General features: G+C 74.1%; 15 protein-coding genes. 10 read left to right on the forward strand and 5 right to left on the reverse strand.

The window, feature by feature from the left end; translation table 11 throughout:
- The first annotated feature begins 39 nt into the window (after positions 1-39).
- Positions 40-612, forward strand: a complete 573-nt coding sequence (locus HD595_RS03325) for an EF-hand domain-containing protein (protein ID WP_253765506.1) — start codon at positions 40-42, stop codon at positions 610-612.
- A gap of 8 nt (positions 613-620) precedes the next feature.
- Positions 621-1,628 (forward strand): terpene synthase family protein, encoded by a 1,008-nt coding sequence (locus HD595_RS03330; RefSeq protein WP_253765507.1) that lies wholly within the window; start codon positions 621-623, stop codon positions 1,626-1,628.
- Between the two features lie 73 nt (positions 1,629-1,701).
- Here the strand turns inward: HD595_RS03330 and HD595_RS03335 are convergent, their stop codons facing one another.
- Positions 1,702-2,664: a DUF5937 family protein gene (locus tag HD595_RS03335; protein WP_253781035.1), complete on the reverse strand. Its 963-nt coding sequence runs from the start codon at positions 2,662-2,664 to the stop codon at positions 1,702-1,704.
- Positions 2,665-2,730: 66 nt separating this feature from the next.
- On the opposite strand from HD595_RS03335, the gene HD595_RS03340 reads away from it, so the two are divergent.
- The 6 genes from HD595_RS03340 to HD595_RS03370 all read left to right on the forward strand — a co-directional run bounded on the left by HD595_RS03340 (position 2,731) and on the right by HD595_RS03370 (position 11,313).
- The gene (locus tag HD595_RS03340; RefSeq protein ID WP_253765508.1) at positions 2,731-3,951 is read left to right on the forward strand and encodes an MDR family MFS transporter; all 1,221 of its coding nucleotides are present in this window, start codon (positions 2,731-2,733) and stop codon (positions 3,949-3,951) included.
- A gap of 167 nt (positions 3,952-4,118) precedes the next feature.
- Positions 4,119-5,999 (forward strand): sensor histidine kinase, encoded by a 1,881-nt coding sequence (locus tag HD595_RS03345; RefSeq protein ID WP_253765509.1) that lies wholly within the window; start codon positions 4,119-4,121, stop codon positions 5,997-5,999.
- Positions 6,000-6,106: 107 nt separating this feature from the next.
- Positions 6,107-7,573 carry a BTAD domain-containing putative transcriptional regulator gene (locus tag HD595_RS46580; protein WP_308211097.1) on the forward strand — a complete coding sequence of 489 codons (1,467 nt, stop codon included), beginning with the start codon at positions 6,107-6,109 and terminating at the stop codon, positions 7,571-7,573.
- 52 nt (positions 7,574-7,625) lie between these two features.
- On the forward strand, positions 7,626-9,395 hold the full coding sequence (locus HD595_RS03360) for an NAD+ synthase (RefSeq protein WP_253765510.1): 1,770 nt from the start codon (positions 7,626-7,628) through the stop codon (positions 9,393-9,395).
- Between the two features lie 227 nt (positions 9,396-9,622).
- Positions 9,623-10,123, forward strand: coding sequence for a SigE family RNA polymerase sigma factor (locus HD595_RS03365; protein WP_253765511.1), 501 nt, complete (start codon positions 9,623-9,625; stop codon positions 10,121-10,123).
- Complete coding sequence (locus HD595_RS03370) at positions 10,120-11,313, forward strand: TolB-like translocation protein (protein WP_253765512.1); 1,194 nt, start codon at positions 10,120-10,122, stop codon at positions 11,311-11,313. Before HD595_RS03365 ends, HD595_RS03370 begins: the two co-directional genes overlap by 4 nt.
- A gap of 293 nt (positions 11,314-11,606) precedes the next feature.
- Here the strand turns inward: HD595_RS03370 and HD595_RS03375 are convergent, their stop codons facing one another.
- From HD595_RS03375 to HD595_RS03385, 3 genes are read right to left on the reverse strand one after another with little or no spacing between them, the layout of a single operon-like run.
- Positions 11,607-12,614, reverse strand: a complete 1,008-nt coding sequence (locus HD595_RS03375; RefSeq protein ID WP_253765513.1) for a 1-aminocyclopropane-1-carboxylate deaminase — start codon at positions 12,612-12,614, stop codon at positions 11,607-11,609.
- Positions 12,615-12,639: 25 nt separating this feature from the next.
- Positions 12,640-13,308 (reverse strand): GntR family transcriptional regulator, encoded by a 669-nt coding sequence (locus HD595_RS03380; protein WP_253765514.1) that lies wholly within the window; start codon positions 13,306-13,308, stop codon positions 12,640-12,642.
- A gap of 53 nt (positions 13,309-13,361) precedes the next feature.
- Positions 13,362-14,000 (reverse strand): TetR/AcrR family transcriptional regulator, encoded by a 639-nt coding sequence (locus tag HD595_RS03385; RefSeq protein ID WP_253765515.1) that lies wholly within the window; start codon positions 13,998-14,000, stop codon positions 13,362-13,364.
- Between the two features lie 47 nt (positions 14,001-14,047).
- Between HD595_RS03385 and HD595_RS03390 the strand changes: the two genes are divergently transcribed.
- Together HD595_RS03390 and HD595_RS03395 are read left to right on the forward strand one after the other, a co-directional pair.
- Entirely contained in the window at positions 14,048-15,169 is a 1,122-nt protein-coding gene (locus HD595_RS03390) for a cytochrome P450 (RefSeq protein ID WP_253765516.1), read from the forward strand.
- Positions 15,170-15,242: 73 nt separating this feature from the next.
- Positions 15,243-15,395, forward strand: coding sequence for a hypothetical protein (locus HD595_RS03395; RefSeq protein WP_253765517.1), 153 nt, complete (start codon positions 15,243-15,245; stop codon positions 15,393-15,395).
- Between the two features lie 134 nt (positions 15,396-15,529).
- Here HD595_RS03395 and HD595_RS03400 read toward each other — a convergent pair whose 3' ends face one another.
- Entirely contained in the window at positions 15,530-16,132 is a 603-nt protein-coding gene (locus tag HD595_RS03400; protein ID WP_253765518.1) for a superoxide dismutase, read from the reverse strand.
- Positions 16,133-16,155: the final 23 nt, after the last annotated feature.

Genomic DNA, 16,155 nt, shown 5'->3' on the forward strand with positions numbered 1-16,155 from the left:
GCCTCGCTGACAAACCGCCCGCCCCCACCTACTGTGATCATGCAGTCGGTCTCGGGGGAGGCATGGGTGGCCATCGACCTGCTCAATCACAAGCTGGATCGGGCGTTCGACCACATCGACGCGGGCGGCGGCGGCTCGGTCGCGCGCGGGGATCTGCTGGGGCTGGGGGCGCGCGTTCTGGTGGGTTTCGGCGAGTCGCCGACGTCGGTCACCGGCAGCGGGCTCGTCGACGGCTTCGACGCGATCTGGGCGGCCCTGGCCGACGCGCTCGGCCGCGACCGCGACGCGCGGCTGTCGAGGGAGGACTTCCGCGACGGCATGCGGGCGGCGTTCGTGTCGGGTGACCGGTACGAGCCGGTGTTCCGGCCGGTGACGGTGACCGTGGCGGGGCTGTGCGACCCGGACGGCGACGGGCTGATCGGGCCGCGGGAGTTCCGGACGATGCTCAGCGCGTTCGGCACCGCGTACGACGACGTGGACGCGGCCTTCGACCGCCTCGACCGGGCGGGACGCGGCAGGCTGACGGTGGACGGGCTGGTCGTGGCGGCCCGGCAGTACTACACGGGCGAGGACCCGAACGCGGCGGGCAACTGGCTCTTCGGGCCCTTGTGAGCACCGCCGTGATCGCGACCGTGAGGACCGCGCTGCGGTCCGTGCTGCAGTGGAACCCGCTCGCCCCCGCCCCGCGCGCGGGGGAGGCGGACCCGCGACGGGCGGAAGGCGGCCCGCGGGGCGGGGCGTCGGCGCTGATGACGCTGACGGAGCGGGTGCCGGCGCTGGCCGCCCCGTGCCGGATGCACCCTTCCGTGTACGCGATCGAGGCGGCCGTGATCGACTGGGCGCGGCGCACCGGCCTGGAGGCGGACCCGGGCGTCGGGTTCCACCGGATCGCCGGGCGGGCGCTGGCCGAGTTCGACGCGGCCGCGGCGGCGCTGTTCGCGCAGTGGCTGACGTGGCTGTTCCATCTGGACGACGAGATGGACGAGGGTCCCGCCCGGCTGGAGATCTTCCAGGGGCTGCTGGAGGGCCGCGCGGCGCATCCGCTGGAGGCGGCGTTCGCGGACCTGTGGCGGGTGACGAGCGCGCGGATGAGCGACCACTGGCGGGCCAGGTTCGCCGCGAACCTGCGGCGCCATCACGACGCGTGCCGCGCGCAGGCGGCCAACCGGGCGGCGGGACGCGTGCCGACGCTGCGCCAGTATCCGGCGCTGCGCCGGGCGACCGTCGGCCCGTACGTCTTCGACCTGGTCGAGCCGTGCCTGCGGGTGGAGGCGCCGGCCTGGCTGCAGGGCTGCGAGGCGTGGCGGGAGCTCGTGGACGCCTGCAACGACGTGACGGCGTGGTGCAACGACGTCGCCTCGCGGGCGAAGGAACGCGGCGACGGGCACAACCTGGTGGTGGTCGCGGCGGCCGAGCTGGGGCTGGCGGAGCCGGAGGCGGTGGCGTGGGTGCTCGACCGGATCGCCGAGCGCTGCCAGGACATGACGCGGGCGGCCCGGCGGCTGCCGCTCGACGAGCTGGGGCCGCGCGCGGCCCGCGACGTGAGCAAGGTCGCGTGCGCGTACCTGGCGGCGCCGCGGGCGCACATCGACTGGCTGGTGGAGTCGACCCGATACGCGCACCGATGAGAGCCCGGGTCAGGGGGCGCGCGTCCAGGGCAAGAGGCTCGGTCAGGGGGCGTGCGTCCAGGGAAACCCTCGGTCAGGGGGCGTGCAGGGCGAGGGCGTCGCCCGTGGGGGTGCGCCGGTAGACGACCTCCTTGCCGACGCGCAGCCCCACGGCCAGCCCGCTGTCGCTGAGCACGCCGAGGTGCTGGCTGACGGCGCCGCGCGAGATGGTCATCCGGTCAGCCAGCGCCGAGGTGGTGGCCGGCTCGGCCAGCGCGAGCAGGATCCGTGCCCGGCTGCGGCCGATGAGCGCGGCGAGCGCGCCGGGGGCCGGCGGCGGCCCCTGCTCCCACAGCGTGCCGACACCGGACACCGGATAGACGAGCATCGACTGGTACGGCTCGGACATGATGGCCGTGGCCGGCCAGTAGAACGCGCTGGGCACCAGCAGCAGCCCGTCGCCGTGGATGGACTCGGTCGCGCGGTGGCAGGGCCGTTCGACGACGAGCCGCTCCCCCGTCCACGACACGGCCGGGTCGAGCCCGGCGAACAGCTCCCGCGCCCCGCCCGTGGTCAGCAGCCGCGACCTGCGCAGCACGTCACGCTCCAGCAGCGCGTACACGCGTGGCCAGAACTCCGCCAGGCACGCCTCCCAGTACGCCTCCAGCGCGTCGGCGACCCGGGCCACCCCGGCCGCCGGGTCGGCGCGGAAGCGCTCGATCATCGCCGGGTCCGAGCCCACGACCCAGCCCGCCTCGATCGCGGCCCGCTCCGGCGGGGTGCGCCGCACGACCTCGATCTCGCTCGCGAAGTCGGGCAGCGGCGTGTCCGGCGGCGGGGTGATGAAGTCCACCAGGTAGCCGTCCGGGGGGACGAGCGCGAACAGCTCCTCCATGTCGAGCCCGGCCAGGCGGGGCCGCACGCACTTGATCCACGGCAGGTGGACCGACTGCCGGGCCGGGTCGCGCAGCGTCCGCAGGCTGGCCACCAGCTCCCACAACGGCGAGAACGCGAACCTGATCCGCGCCACGTCCTCCGGCTTGAGCACCCAGGTCATCGCCACACGTTTTAGTGTGCCCTAAATCGTTCGCCCGCCGCCGCGCGGGTCATCACGCTTGGTCCCGTGAGCACCCCCGTTCTTGAGAAGCCCGGTTTCCTGCGGTCGGCGTTCGGCGGGCTGCCCCGCCCGTTCTGGGCGTTGTGGGGCGGCACGCTGGTGAACCGCCTGGGCACCATGGTCCTGCCGTTCACCGGCGTCTACCTCACGCAGGAGCGCGGCCTGTCCGTGGCGGCGGCCGGGGTCGTGATGGCGGTGTTCGGCGCCGGGTCGCTGGTGTCGCAGCTCGGCGCCGGCGTCCTCGCCGACCGGATCGGCCGCCGGGCGACGCTGGCGGGCGGCATGCTGGCCACCGCCGCCACGATGCTGTGGCTGGGCGCCAGCTCGTCGCTCGCCATGATCACGACGGCGATGTTCGTGCTGGGCGTGGTGATCGACGCCTACCGCCCGGCGACGAACGCGCTGGTCGCCGACCTGGTCTCGCCCCAGGAGCGGCCCCGCGCCTACGGGCTGTTGTTCTGGGCGATCAACCTGGGGTACGCGTTCGGCATGACCGCCGGCGGGCGGCTGGCCGGCATGGGGTTCTCCTGGCTGTTCTGGATCGACGCGGCCACCTGCGTGGCCTTCGCGGCGCTGGTGTGGCGGGCCGTGCCGGAGACCCGGCCGGTCGGGCGCGAGGCGGGCGGCGGGTTCGGCGTGGTGCTGCGTGACCGGGTCATGGTCGCGTTCACCCTGGTCATGCTGGGCAACGCGCTCATGTACTCGCAGACGGTCACGATGCTGCCGGTCGCGATGACCCGGGTCGTGGGCATCCCGTCCGGCGACTTCGGCCTGGCGATGGCGCTGAACGGGGTGATCATCGTGCTCGCGCAGCCGCTGGTGTCCGGATGGATCGGGCGGCGCGACCCGGCGCGGATGCTGGCCCTGGGACTGATGATCATGGCAGCCGGGTTCGGGCTCACCGCCTTCGTCACCTCGGTGGCGGGGCTGGTGGCGACGATCGTGGTGTGGACGTCCGGGGAGATCGTGACGGCCGGCATCGCGGGGACCGTGGTGGCCCGGCTCGCTCCCCCTCATCTTCGGGGCCGGTACGCGGGGCTGGAGGGGTTCCCCTGGTCGGTGTCCGCGGTGCTGGGGCCGCTGTTCGGCGGGCTGCTGCTGGGGGTGAGCCCTCAGGCGCTGTGGTTCACGGTCGGCGGGCTGGGCCTCGCGTCGGCGGCCGGCATGCTCGCCCTCGGCCCCGCCATCCGCCGGCGCGGCCAGGTCATCCCGCTCCACCGCCGCTGACCCGGCCGTCCCCGGCGCCGGGATCGCGCGAACTTCCCCGGCCCTGCGGTCGTCGTATGGACCGAACGACGTTCAGGGGACGTTGAACGGCTTTTGATCGGATGATGGCACCCGTCCGATACCTTCCTCCCCGAGCAGCAGGGTCACCGGGTGAGAGGACGGGTGGGATGCGCCACGCTGGACGGGCGCGCGGGGTGGCGATCGGCCTGGCCTCGCTCGCCGTCGTCTTCGAGCTGACCAACATCTGGGTGACGGCCCAGCTCCCGCAGCCGTCGTACACGCCGCTGCCGTTCGCCCCCGAGGACGTCGCGGGCACGGCGTTCCCGGTGTTCGGCGCGATCCTCGTGTACAGCAGGCCGCGCCTGGTCATCGGCTGGCTGCTGGTGGCGGGCGGGCTGGCCTCGGCGGCCAACATCCTGTCCGCGAACCTCAACCTGCTCCTCGACGGCCCGGCGCTGGACTGGCTGATCGTCAACGTCACCTGGCAGGTCGGCGAGCTGACCCTGGGCGTCCTCCTGCCGCTCCTCTACCCGACCGGCAGGCTGCCGGGCAGGAGGTGGGCGTGGGTGGCCGGGCTGGCGCTGGCCGGCGACGCGCTCGACTGGGTCGCCGTGTCCGTCCGCAGCCTTCCCCTGCGGGAGGCGGCCCACTGGGCGGTCGCGGCCGCCATGGGGCTGGCGTTCGTGTCGCTGGCCGTGCGGTTCGCCCGGGGGGACGCGGTCGAGCGGCGGCAGTTGCTGTGGCTGCTGGTGACGCTGCCCGGGCTGCTGCTGCCGTGGATGCTCGGCGACCCGTTCTGGTGGCTGGCGTCGCTGGGGATCCCGCTGATCCCGGCGGCGATCGCGGTCGCGGTGCTGCGGTACCGGCTGTTCGGCATCGACACGCTGATCAGCCGGGCGCTGGTCGGGACCGGCCTGGCGGTGGTGATCGGCGGCGTGTACCTGGCGGCCGGTGCGGCGTCCAGCCTGTTCCTGTCGGGGGTGGACCGGGTGGCGGGGCTCGCGGCGGCGCTGTTCGCCGGGGCGTTCTTCCACCCGATGCGCCGGCTGTTCCTGCGCGGCGTGGACCGCCTGCTCTACGGCAGCACCGGCGACCCGGACGCGCTGGCCGACCGGCTCAAGCTGCGGCTCCAGCTCGCCGATCCCGGCCACGGGCTGCTGGCCACGCTGGAGGTCCTGCGCGACGGGCTGTCGGTGACGGGCGTGGCCGTCGAGGTGGACGGCGCGGTGACGGTGACGGGCACGCTGGACGTCCCGGCCCGTACGGTGCCGCTGGTGTGGCACGGCGAGCCGGTCGGCCTGCTGCTGGTCGGACCGACGGACCGGCGCCGCTTCGCGGCCGCGCACGACGAGCGGGTGCTGGGCACGCTCACGCCGTTCATCGCCGACGCCGCGCACGCCGTGCGGCTGACGGCCGCGCTCCAGCGCTCCCGCGAGCGGATCATCACGGCGCGCGAGGAGGAGCGGCGGCGGCTGCGCCGCGACCTGCACGACGGGCTGGGCCAGTCGCTCAGCGGCATGGCCATGTCGATCAACGCGGCGCGCATGACGCTCCACTCGTCGCCCGAGCGCGCCGCGCGGCTGCTCACGACCCTGCGCGACGGCATGGACGCCGTCACCGGCGACATCAGGCAGCTCGTGTACGGGCTGCGCCCGCCCGCGCTGGACGAGCTCGGCCTGGCCGGGGCCGTCGAGGAGCTGACCGAAGCGCCGGTCGAGGCGTCCGGCGACCTCACCGGCCTGCCGGCGGCCGTCGAGGTGGCCGCGTACCGCATCGTGCAGGAGGCGCTGACGAACGCCCGCAAGCACTCCGGCGCCGACCGGATCGAGGTCGCGCTGCGGCGCGGCCCCCTCACGGGCGACGGCGCCGGCCGGGGCGACGTGCTGCGGGTGACCGTCACCGACGACGGGTGCGGCATCCCGCCGGACGCGCGGGCGGGCGTGGGGCTGTCGTCCATGCGGGAGCGGGCCGCCGAGCTGGGCGGCACCTGCGTGGTCCGGCCGCGCGAAGGCGGCGGCACCGAGGTCAGCGCGGACCTCCCGCTGTGACGCGCGCCCCGGGCCCGCGTCGTGAAGCCGTTCTCCACCCGCTCACGAAGCACTGTAGAAGATCGCCATATCCCCCGACGTCAAAGGGCTCTACGCTTACCTCTGCCATGCTGACATTCACCGCGCTGGGACCGTTCCATGCCTGGTCCGACGGCGTTCCCCTCGACCTCGGCGGCCAGCGGCAGCGGGCGGTGCTCGCCCGCCTGCTCGTGGCCGGCGGCCGCGCCGTGCCCGTGACCACGCTCATCGACGAGCTGTGGCCCGGCGACCCGCCCGCGCAGGCGCTGTCGACCATCCAGGGGTACGTCTCCCGCCTGCGCCGCGCCCTCGAACCCGGCCGCGCGCCCCGCGAGGAGGCCGGGGTGCTCGTGTCGGCCGCCCGGGGGTACGCGCTGCGCGCCACGCCCGACCAGGTGGACGCCTGGAGGTTCGAGGACCTCGTCCAGTCCGACGGCGACCCGGCGCGCCTGTGGGAGGCCATGGACGCGGCGCTCGCGCTCTGGCGGGGGCCCGCGCTCGCCGAGTTCTCCGACCTGACCTGGGCCGTCACGGAGGCGGGCCGGCTGGAGGAGCTGCGGCTGGTCGCCGTGGAGCGGCGCGCCGGCGCGGGCCTCGCGCTCGGCCGGGCGACGGCGCTGGTCGCCGACCTGGAGGCGCACGCCTCGGCGTACCCGCTGCGCGAGGAGGCGTGGCGGCTGCTGGCGCTGGCCCTGTACCGGACGGGCCGGCAGGGCGACGCGCTCGGCGCGCTGCGGCGGGCCCGCGCGATCTGGCGCGACGAGCTGGGGCTGGACCTGACGAGCGGGCTGCAGCGGCTGGAGGGCGACATGCTCGCCCAGCGCCTGGAGGAGCCCGCCTCCCCCGCCCCGGCCACGTCCCCGGCCCCGGTCTCGGCATCGGTCGCGGGGCCGGCGCTGCGGGTGCTCGTGGCCGACGACCAGGCCCTGGTACGCGCCGGCATGCGGACCGTGCTGAGCGACGAGCCCGGACTGGAGCCGGCCGGGGAGGCGGCCGACGGCGAGGAGGCGATCGCGCTCGCCCGCCGCACCCGCCCCGACGTGGTGCTGCTCGACATCCAGATGCCGCGCCTGGACGGCCTGGCCGCGGCCCGCCGCATCCTGGCCGACGAGCGGCCGCCCAAGGTGATCGTGATGACCACGTTCGGCAGCGACGACAACCTGTACGCGGCGCTGCGGGCGGGCGTCAGCGGGTTCGTGCTGAAGACGTCCCCTCCGGAGCAGCTCGTGGCCGCGATCCGGGCCGCCGCGGCCGGCGACGCGCTGATCGACCCGGCCGTCACGACGCGCGTGATCGCCGGGTTCGCCGGCCGTACCGACCCGGCCTCTCCCCCGGCCCTGGCCGGGCTGTCCGACGACCGGATCGACGTGCTCAAGCTCGTGGCCCGCGGCCTGACGAACCAGCAGATCGCGCGGACCCTCGCGCTGCCCGAACCGGCCGTGGCCGCGCGGGTGACGGCGCTGCTCGACCACCTCGGGCTGATCGACCGGGCGCAGCTCGTCGTCGCCGCCTACGAGTCCGGCCTGGTCACCCCGGGAGGCGCGATCAGGAAATGACCCGATCTTCACCGCCGGGGTGCCGAAAATCATGGCGTATTAGGCTGGACGTGTGGCTCAACTGCGCATCGCCCTGGCACAGACCAACCCCACCGTAGGAGACCTCAGCGGCAACGCCGGCAAGCTCGTCGCCTGGACCCGCGACGCCGCCGACCGCGGCGCCCACCTCGTGGTCTTCACCGAGATGTTCCTCACCGGGTACCCGGTCGAGGACCTGGTGCTGCGCACCTCGTTCGTGGACGCCAGCATCAGGGCGCTCCGGGAGACGGCCGCCCGGCTGCGCGACGAGGGGCTCGGCGAGCTGCCCGTGGTCGTCGGCCACGTCGACCGGGCCGGGCTGGCGCCGCGCGTCGGCCAGCCCAAGGGCGCGCCGCTCGACGCCGCCGCGCTGCTCCACCGCGGGGAGGTGGTGACCTGCACGGCCAAGCACCACCTGCCCAACTACGGCGTCTTCGACGAGTACCGCTACTTCGTCCGCGGCGACCGGCTGCCCGTCTTCCGGCTGCACGGCGTCGACGTGGCCGTCGCCGTCTGCGAGGACCTCTGGCAGGAGGGCGGCCCCGTGTCCGTCGTCGGCCGGGCCGGCGCCGGGCTGCTCGTCGTGCCGAACGCCTCGCCGTACGAGAAGGAGAAGGACGACGTCCGGCTGGAGCTGTGCGCGCGGCGGGCGCGCGAGGCCGGGTGCGCCCTCGTGTACGTCAACCAGGTCGGCGGCCAGGACGAGCTGGTCTTCGACGGCGACTCCCTGGTGGTGGACGCCTCGGGCGAGCTGGTCGCGCGGGCCGGGCAGTTCCGGGAGGAGCTGCTCACCGTGGACCTCGACCTGCCGGTGTCGGACGCCGAGCCCGGCAGGTACCCGTTCGACGCGGGCGACGGGTCCACGATCACCGTGGAGCGGCTGGTGCTGTCGCCCGAGCCCGTCCCGCCGTACGAGCCGGAGCCTCCGGTCATCGCGGACCGGCTCGACCTGCACGCCGAGGTCTACGCGGCGCTGGTGCTCGCCGTGCGCGACTACGTGGCCAAGAACGGCTTCCAGTCGGTCATCCTCGGGCTGTCCGGCGGCATCGACTCGGCGCTGACCGCGACCATCGCCTCCGACGCCATCGGCCCCGACCGGGTCCACGTCGTGCTCATGCCGTCCCGCTACTCCTCCGACCACTCGCTCGCCGACGCCGAGGAGCTGGTCCGCCGCCAGGGCGTCAACGCGCGGGTCGTCCCCATCGCCGACATCGTGGACGCGTTCGAGAAGGAGATCGAGCTGTCGGGCCTGGCCGCCGAGAACCTCCAGGCCCGCGTCCGCGGCATGATCCTCATGGGCCTGTCCAACGAGCACGGCCACCTGGTGCTCACCACCGGCAACAAGAGCGAGCTGGCCACCGGCTACTCCACCCTCTACGGCGACTCGGCGGGCGGCTTCGCGCCGATCAAGGACGTGCCGAAGACGATGGTGTGGGAGCTGTCCCGGTGGCGCAACGAGCACAGTGACCCGTCGTTCCTGCTGCGCGCCGAACGGCCCGTGCCGGAGAACTCCATCACCAAGGAGCCCAGCGCCGAGCTGCGCCCCGACCAGCGCGACACCGACTCGCTGCCGCCGTACGAGGTGCTGGACCGGCTCCTCGACGACTACGTCGAGAAGGACATGGGCTCGCGCGAGCTCATCGAGGCGGGGCACGACCCGGAGCTGGTGGCGCGGGTCATCCGGCTGGTGGACCTGGCGGAGTACAAGCGGCGCCAGTACCCGCCGGGGCCGAAGATCACCCCGAAGAACTTCGGCCGCGACCGCCGCCTGCCCATCACCAACCGCTGGCGCGAGACCACCTGACCCCTTCCGGGCCCGGGGCCCGCTACGGGCAAGGCCCTCACGGGGGCGCGCTCCGCGCGGGTCGCGGCTCGGCCGGCGCCACCGCGTCCTGCCGAACACGGTCAGAAGCACGCGGTGGTAAGGCTCTCGGAGAAGCGAACTCCCGCCCCTGGTCACAGCCCGCACGTGCAACAGTTTTCCCCCTTCGTCCCTCTGAACGGTGAAGGAACGACGAAGGGCGACGAGTCTTGGATGCAGATTCCCGTTTCGCGGAGTTCGTCGCCGAACGCGGCGACGCGCTCCTGCGCTACGGCTACATGCTGGCCGGCAATCCGCACGATGCCGCCGACCTGGTGCAGGAGGCGCTGCTGAAGGTGCGGGCCGCCTGGCCGCGGCTGCGGAGCAAGGAGAACCCGGAGGGCTACGCCCGTACCACGATGGCCCGGCTGCACATCGCCACCTGGCGGCTGCGCCGGCGTGAGTTGCTCGCCTGGGACCTGCCGGAGCTCGAGCACCACGACCGGCTGTCCGGCGGCGACGAGCGCAGGATGTGGCAGGCGCTGGCCGGGCTGCCGCGCAAGCAGCGCGCGGTCCTGGTGCTGCGCTACTACGAGCAGCTCGACGACGCCGAGATCGCCGCCGTGCTGGGGATCTCCCGGGGGACCGTGCGCAGTCAGGCCGCACGCGCTCTGGACAAACTCCGCGCCGCCGTCCCGGCCGACCCGATGACGAGGGGGAACGTACGATGACCGAGGTCGAGGACACGCTGCGCAGGACGTTCGGCCAGGCGGAGGAGCAGGCGCCCCGGCTGCCCGCGCTGCTGGCCGAGCGGCTGGTGGCGGCTCACCGGCGCAGGAGGCGGCGGGCCAGGACGGCGCTGGCCGCCGCCGCGGTCGTCCTGGCCGCCGGTGGGGTGGCGGCCGTGACGCGCGGAGGCGACACGATCACCGCCGTGCCCGCCTCGCAGCCGCTCTCCTCCAAGCCGGACGCCTCCGTGGAGCAGGTCTGGCCGCGGGCCGTGCTGACGGCTCCGGCGAAGGGGCCCGGCGGCCTGGACTGGCGGCCGGCCGCGATGATCGACGACCGCACGGCGCTGATGGTCACCGTGACGGCGAGGGGTGGGTGGGCGGCCGCCCTGTACGCCTACGACCTCGACAGCGGCGCGCAACGCGAGATCGTCACCTTGCCGGAGTCCGCGGACGGGTACGGCCTGGCCAACGGGTTCGCGGTGGGGAACGGTCAGGTGGCCTGGTGGAGCAGCGGCAAGGACCGCGTCGCCGGCCTGTGGACCGTGCCCGTGGACGGCGGGAAGCCGCGGCTCGTCGGCACCCGGAGCATCAAGAAGGGCGACGGCAGCGGCATCGACGTGCTGGCCGTGGCCGGCGACAGGATCGTGTTCTCGCTCTACACCGGCGGCGTCTTCTCCGTCCCCCTCGCGGGCGGCCCGGTGGAGCCGGTCGAGCAGGGCGCCGGGATGCACCTGCTCGCCTGGCCGTGGATCGGCACGCCAGGACAGGGCGGCGAGCCCCACGGCACCGAGTACGCCCGGATCCTGAACGTCGAGACGGGCGAGACCAGGACGGCCGTCACCGAGCCCGGCGAGCAGATCCAGATCTGCGGGGTGACGCTCTGCTTCGGCCAGGGCGCCGACGGCCGGAGCCTCGTCCGGCACCGGGACGGTTCCGCGTCCAAGGTCCTGCCCGGCCGGGTGGCCCTCATGGAGCCGCCGACCCAGGACCGCTTCTTCGTCTCGACGTACGGCGACGGCGGCCCGAGGGGCGTGGGGCTCTACGACGTGGACACCGGCAAGGCGGGCGACCTCGGCATCCGGGGCGATGGCCAGATGATCAGCCTGCCGTCCACCGATCCGAGCGGCCGGCTCCTCAGCTACCTGCGGGGCGACCGGCTCTATCTGATCGACCTGTCCAGGATCCGATGACGGTGGGGACGGCGGGAGATCCCCGGCGCATGCCCTCCGGGTGTCCTGGTCCGGCCCGGCCGGACCCCCGAGCATGAGGCACGGGACGAATCCGACCGGGAAGGGACGTCAGGATCCTGAAGAGGTCGATGAAGGGTCTGGTAGCGGCGGCGGCGGTCGCGACGGCGCCGGCGGGGGCCGGCGTCGCGACCGCGCCGGTGGCCGAGGCCGCCGCGTCGTTCACCTGCCCGCCGGGCGTGGGAACGACCGACGGCCACAGCCCGGGCCCGCTGACCGGCCCTTCCCGGGGCCGGTCAGCGGAAGACCCCGCTGTAGGCGTTGAGGGCGGGCTGGCCGCCCAGGTGGGCGTACAGGACCGTGGAGTCGCGCGGGATCTCCCCGCTCCGCACGAGGTCGACGAGGCCCGCCATGGACTTGCCCTCGTACACGGGGTCGAGGATCACGCCTTCGAGGCGGCCGGTGAGCCGGATGGCGTCCACGGTGGACGGGACGGGGACGCCGTACACGTCCCCGGCCCAGCCCTCCAGCAAGGTGATCTCGTCGTCGCGCAGGTCGCGGCCGAGTCCGACCAGCTCGGCCGTGGCACGGGCGATCTTCTCCACCTGGGCGCGGGTCTCGGCGGGCTTGGCGGAGGCGTCGATGCCGAGGACACGGCGGGGACGGTCCTGACCGGCGAAGCCGGCGATCATGCCCGCCTGGGTGCTGCCGGTCACGCTGCACACCACGATCGTGTCGAAGAAGACGCCCAGCTCCTCCTCCTGCCGCCGCACCTCCTCCGCCCAGCCGGCGAAGCCCAGCCCGCCGAGGGGGTGGTCGGAGGCCCCGGCGGGGATCGCGTACGGGGTGCCGCCGGCCGCCCGGACGTCGTCCAGGGCCTGCTGCCAGCTCTCCTTGAACCCGATGCCGAAGCCCGCCTGGACCAGCCGCACGTCCGCGCCCATGATCCGCGACAGCAGGATGTTGCCCACCTTGTCGTTGACCGGGTCGGGCCAGTCCACCCAGCTCTCCTGCACCAGCACGGCCTTCAGCCCGGCCTTGGCGGCGGCTGCGGCGACCTGGCGGGTGTGGTTGGACTGCACGCCGCCGATGGTGACGAGGGTGTCGGCGCCGCGGGCCAGGGCGTCGGCGACGAGGTACTCCAGCTTGCGGGTCTTGTTGCCGCCGAAGGCCAGGCCGCTGTTGCAGTCCTCGCGCTTGGCCCAGACGCGGGCGCCGCCGAGGTGGTCGCTCAGCCGCTCCAGCGGGTGGACGGGGCTGGGCCCGAACAGCAGCGGATAGCGCGGGAAGTCGTCGAGGGGCATCTGTCGCTCCTTGCCTGGTGGTCTCTCACGGCTCGTCGGGGAGGGCGTCGAGGAGGGGATCGAGGGTCTCCCAGTTGGCGCGGGTGGCGGCCGCCGCGCCCTCGGCGTCGCCCGCCGCGCACAGCGCGATGATCCGTTCGTGCTGCGCGACCGAGCGCCGGCCGCTCAGCGAGGAGAAGCGCAGCCGTTCCAGCCGCCGCAGCATCGGCGTGAACTGCTCCAGGACGGAGCGGATGGCGGCGTTGGCGCTCGCGGTGACCAGGACGCCGTGGAAGTCGTCGTCGGCGGCGATGGCCGCCTCGACGTCGTCGCGGCGCAGCGCGTCGGCGAAGCGCTCGTTGGCGGCGCGCATGGCGTCCAGCTCGGCGGCCGACAGGCCGGGCAGCGCCTCGCGTACGGCCAGCTCGTGCATGGCGGACGTCACGGACCGGGCCGCGCGGGCGGCGCGCACGTCGAGCGGGCTGACGATCGTGTAGCGGCCGGGTTTGGTGCGCACGAGACCGGCCTGCTCCAGCCGTGCCAGCGCCTCGCGCACGGGGGTGCGGCTGACGCCGAGCCACTCCACGAGGTCGCCGTCGCTGAGGCGTTCGCCGGGCGCGAGGGTGCCGTCGACGATGGCGTCGCGGATCGCCCGGTAGGCGTCGTCACGCAGGAGGGATCGGGAGACGTACCCGCGTCTCTTGGGGACCGGCATGCAATATATTGCATGCTGCCGGAGGGGACGTTGTCAATGCGCCCTCGCCGTGATCACAGCTCCTTCGCGGCTGCTCCGATGACGCCGCGCACCGCCAGCGTGATCCGCTCGGCGGCCACGCCCGGGTCCAGCGGGCCGGCGCCGGACGGGCCGGGGCCGGAGGGATCGGCGCAGGACGCGGGACCGGAGGGGTCGGCGTCCGGCGAGCCGGTGTCCAGCCAGGCGAGGACGCCCTCGACGGTCACGGTGAAGGCCAGCCGCGCCGCCCAGCCCGCCCACGCCGGGTCGGGGATCCGCTCGGCCAGCTCCCGGCGCGCCAGCTCGACGGACGTCGCGGTGAAGGAGTCGACGACGTCGCGGAACTCCGGCTCGCGGGCGGCGTAGCGGAACAGCACCCGGAACCCGTCGGGGTCGGCGCCCGCCGCGCGGACGAGCGCGGGGATGGTCCCGGCGTCGAAGTGGTCGTCCCCGACCTGCTCGACGAGCCGCTCCCGGCACCGGTCGAGCACGGCGCGGTAGAGGTCGGTCTTCGACTCGAAGTGCCGGTAGAGGATGACCTTGCTGATGCCCGCCTCGTGGGCCACGGCCTCCAGGCTGGTCGCGCCGAAGCCGGTGCGCGCGAAGGTGCGGGCGGCGGCGTCGATGATCTGCTGCCGGCGCTCGGCCCGGCGCATCCTCCGCACGGTCTCCATCCGTCCCCCTCTTGTTAACTCCGAAGGTAACAACTAGCGTTGTTTACATGCGAGTCAACAAAAGCTCCTCGCCGTGCCCGATGGAGCGGGTGCGCACCGCCGTGGGTGACGAGGCGTGGCGCGTCACCGGCTACGACCTGGCGCGCCGCCTGCTGGACGACGACCGCCTGGGACGTTCGCACCCCGACCCGTCCTCCGCCGCGCGGATCGGCGAGTCCGCCCTGTTCGGCGGGCCGAGCGGCGACCACGCCACCGAAGGCGAGGACCACGCGCGGCTGCGCGCCATGCTCCAGCCGCACTTCTCCCCCGCGCGCGTGCGCGCCCTCCGGCCCCGCGTCGAGGAGCTGACCGCGCGGCTGCTCGACGCCATGGAACGCGACGGCCCGCCCGCCGACCTCCACCGCGCCCTCGCCCTGCCCCTCCCCCTCCTCGTCATCTGCGAGCTGCTCGGGGTCCCGTACGAGGACCGGGACCGCTTCCGCGCCTGGACCGAGGCCGCCGGCGACACCACCGACAACGCGCGCTCGGCGCAGGGCCTGGCCGCGCTCTACGCGTACGGCAGGGAGCTCGTCGGGCGCAAACGCCGGGAACCGGCGGACGACGTCATCTCCCGCCTGTGCGCCTGGCCCGGCGCGGACGACGACGAGATCGCCCGCCGGTCGATGACGCTGCTGTTCGCCGGCCACGAGACGACGGTGGCGCAGATCGGCCTCGGCGCGGCGCTCCTCCTCGCCGACCGCGGGCAGTGGCGCGCCCTCGCGTCGGACCCGGGCCTCGTGGACGGCGCGGTCGAGGAGATCCTGCGGGCGCCCACGTCGAGCGGCGCCGGCATCCCCCGCTACGCGCGCGCGGACTTCGAGGTGGGCGGGGCCCGCGTCGCGGCCGGCGACCTCGTCCTGCTGGACACGGCCGCCGCGAACCACGACCCCGCGGTCTTCGAGCGGCCCGGCGACCTCGACATCACGCGGAAGGCGGCCGGGCACCTGTCGTTCGGGCACGGGGCGCGCTACTGCGTCGGCGCGCCGCTGGCCCGCCTCGAACTGCGCGCCGTCTTCTCCGGGCTCGCCGCCCGGTTTCCGGACCTGCGCCTGGCGGTGCCCGCCGACCGGCTGCGGCTCCGGACCGGGTCGCTGACCAGCGGGTACGTGGAGCTGCCCGTCACCTGGTAGGCCCGGAAACCGAAGGCAACCGATCCCCGCCGGTGACCGAAATAAGGATTACGCTGGATAACTGGGGGATCTCATGAACATCGGCTTCTTTCTCATTCTCCTGATCGCCGTGGCGATCGTCTTCAGCATGGGCTTCCTGCTCGTCGAGACGGTCCTCAAGATGGTGCGCGACGAGGACTGGAACGTGGGCGCCCGCGCCGAGCGGCACCGTCCCCTGCGAAGGTGACGCCGCGAGGATGACGCGCCGGGGGGCGCGCCGCGATGCGGCGCGCCTCGATCGCCGGCATCTGGAAGAAGCGGCGCCCGCCCGGCCCCGCGGACCAAGCTCGGGCCGGGCGAGCGCCGCCGGCACAGGGTGGGTCAGACGCCGCGGGCGGCGTCGAACCGGGCGATGACGTCGGTCCAGTTGATCAGCCCCCACAGCTTCTCGACGTAGTCCGGGCGGACGTTGCGGTACTGCAGGTAGTACGCGTGCTCCCAGGCGTCGAAGACGAGCAGCGGGGTGGTGTTCATGCCGACGTTGCCGTGGTGGTCGTAGACCTGCTCGACCACCAGGCGGCGGCCCAGCGGCTCCCAGGCCAGCACGCCCCAGCCGGAGCCCTGCACGGTGGCGGTGGCGGTGGTGAGCTGCTTCTGGAACGCCTCGAAGGAGCCGAAGTGCTCGACGATCGCGTCGCCCAGTTCACCGTCGGGGCGGTCGCCGCCGTCCGGGGACAGGTTCTGCCAGAAGATCGTGTGCAGCACGTGCCCGGACAGGTTGAACGCGAACGTCTTCTCCAGCCCGACCAGGCCGCCGAACTCGCCCTTGTCACGGGCCTCGGCCAGCCTTTCGAGGGTGTCGTTGGCGCCCTTGACGTACGCGGCGTGGTGCTTGGCGTGGTGCAGCTCCAGGATCTCGCCGGTGATGGCGGGCTCCAGGGCGGCGTAGTCGTACGGCATGTCCGGAAGGGTGTACTGACCCATCGGCGCGCTCTCCTCCAACGATC

The sequence above is a fragment of the Nonomuraea roseoviolacea subsp. carminata genome (assembly GCF_024172185.1).
GTDB lineage: Bacteria > Actinomycetota > Actinomycetes > Streptosporangiales > Streptosporangiaceae > Nonomuraea > Nonomuraea roseoviolacea.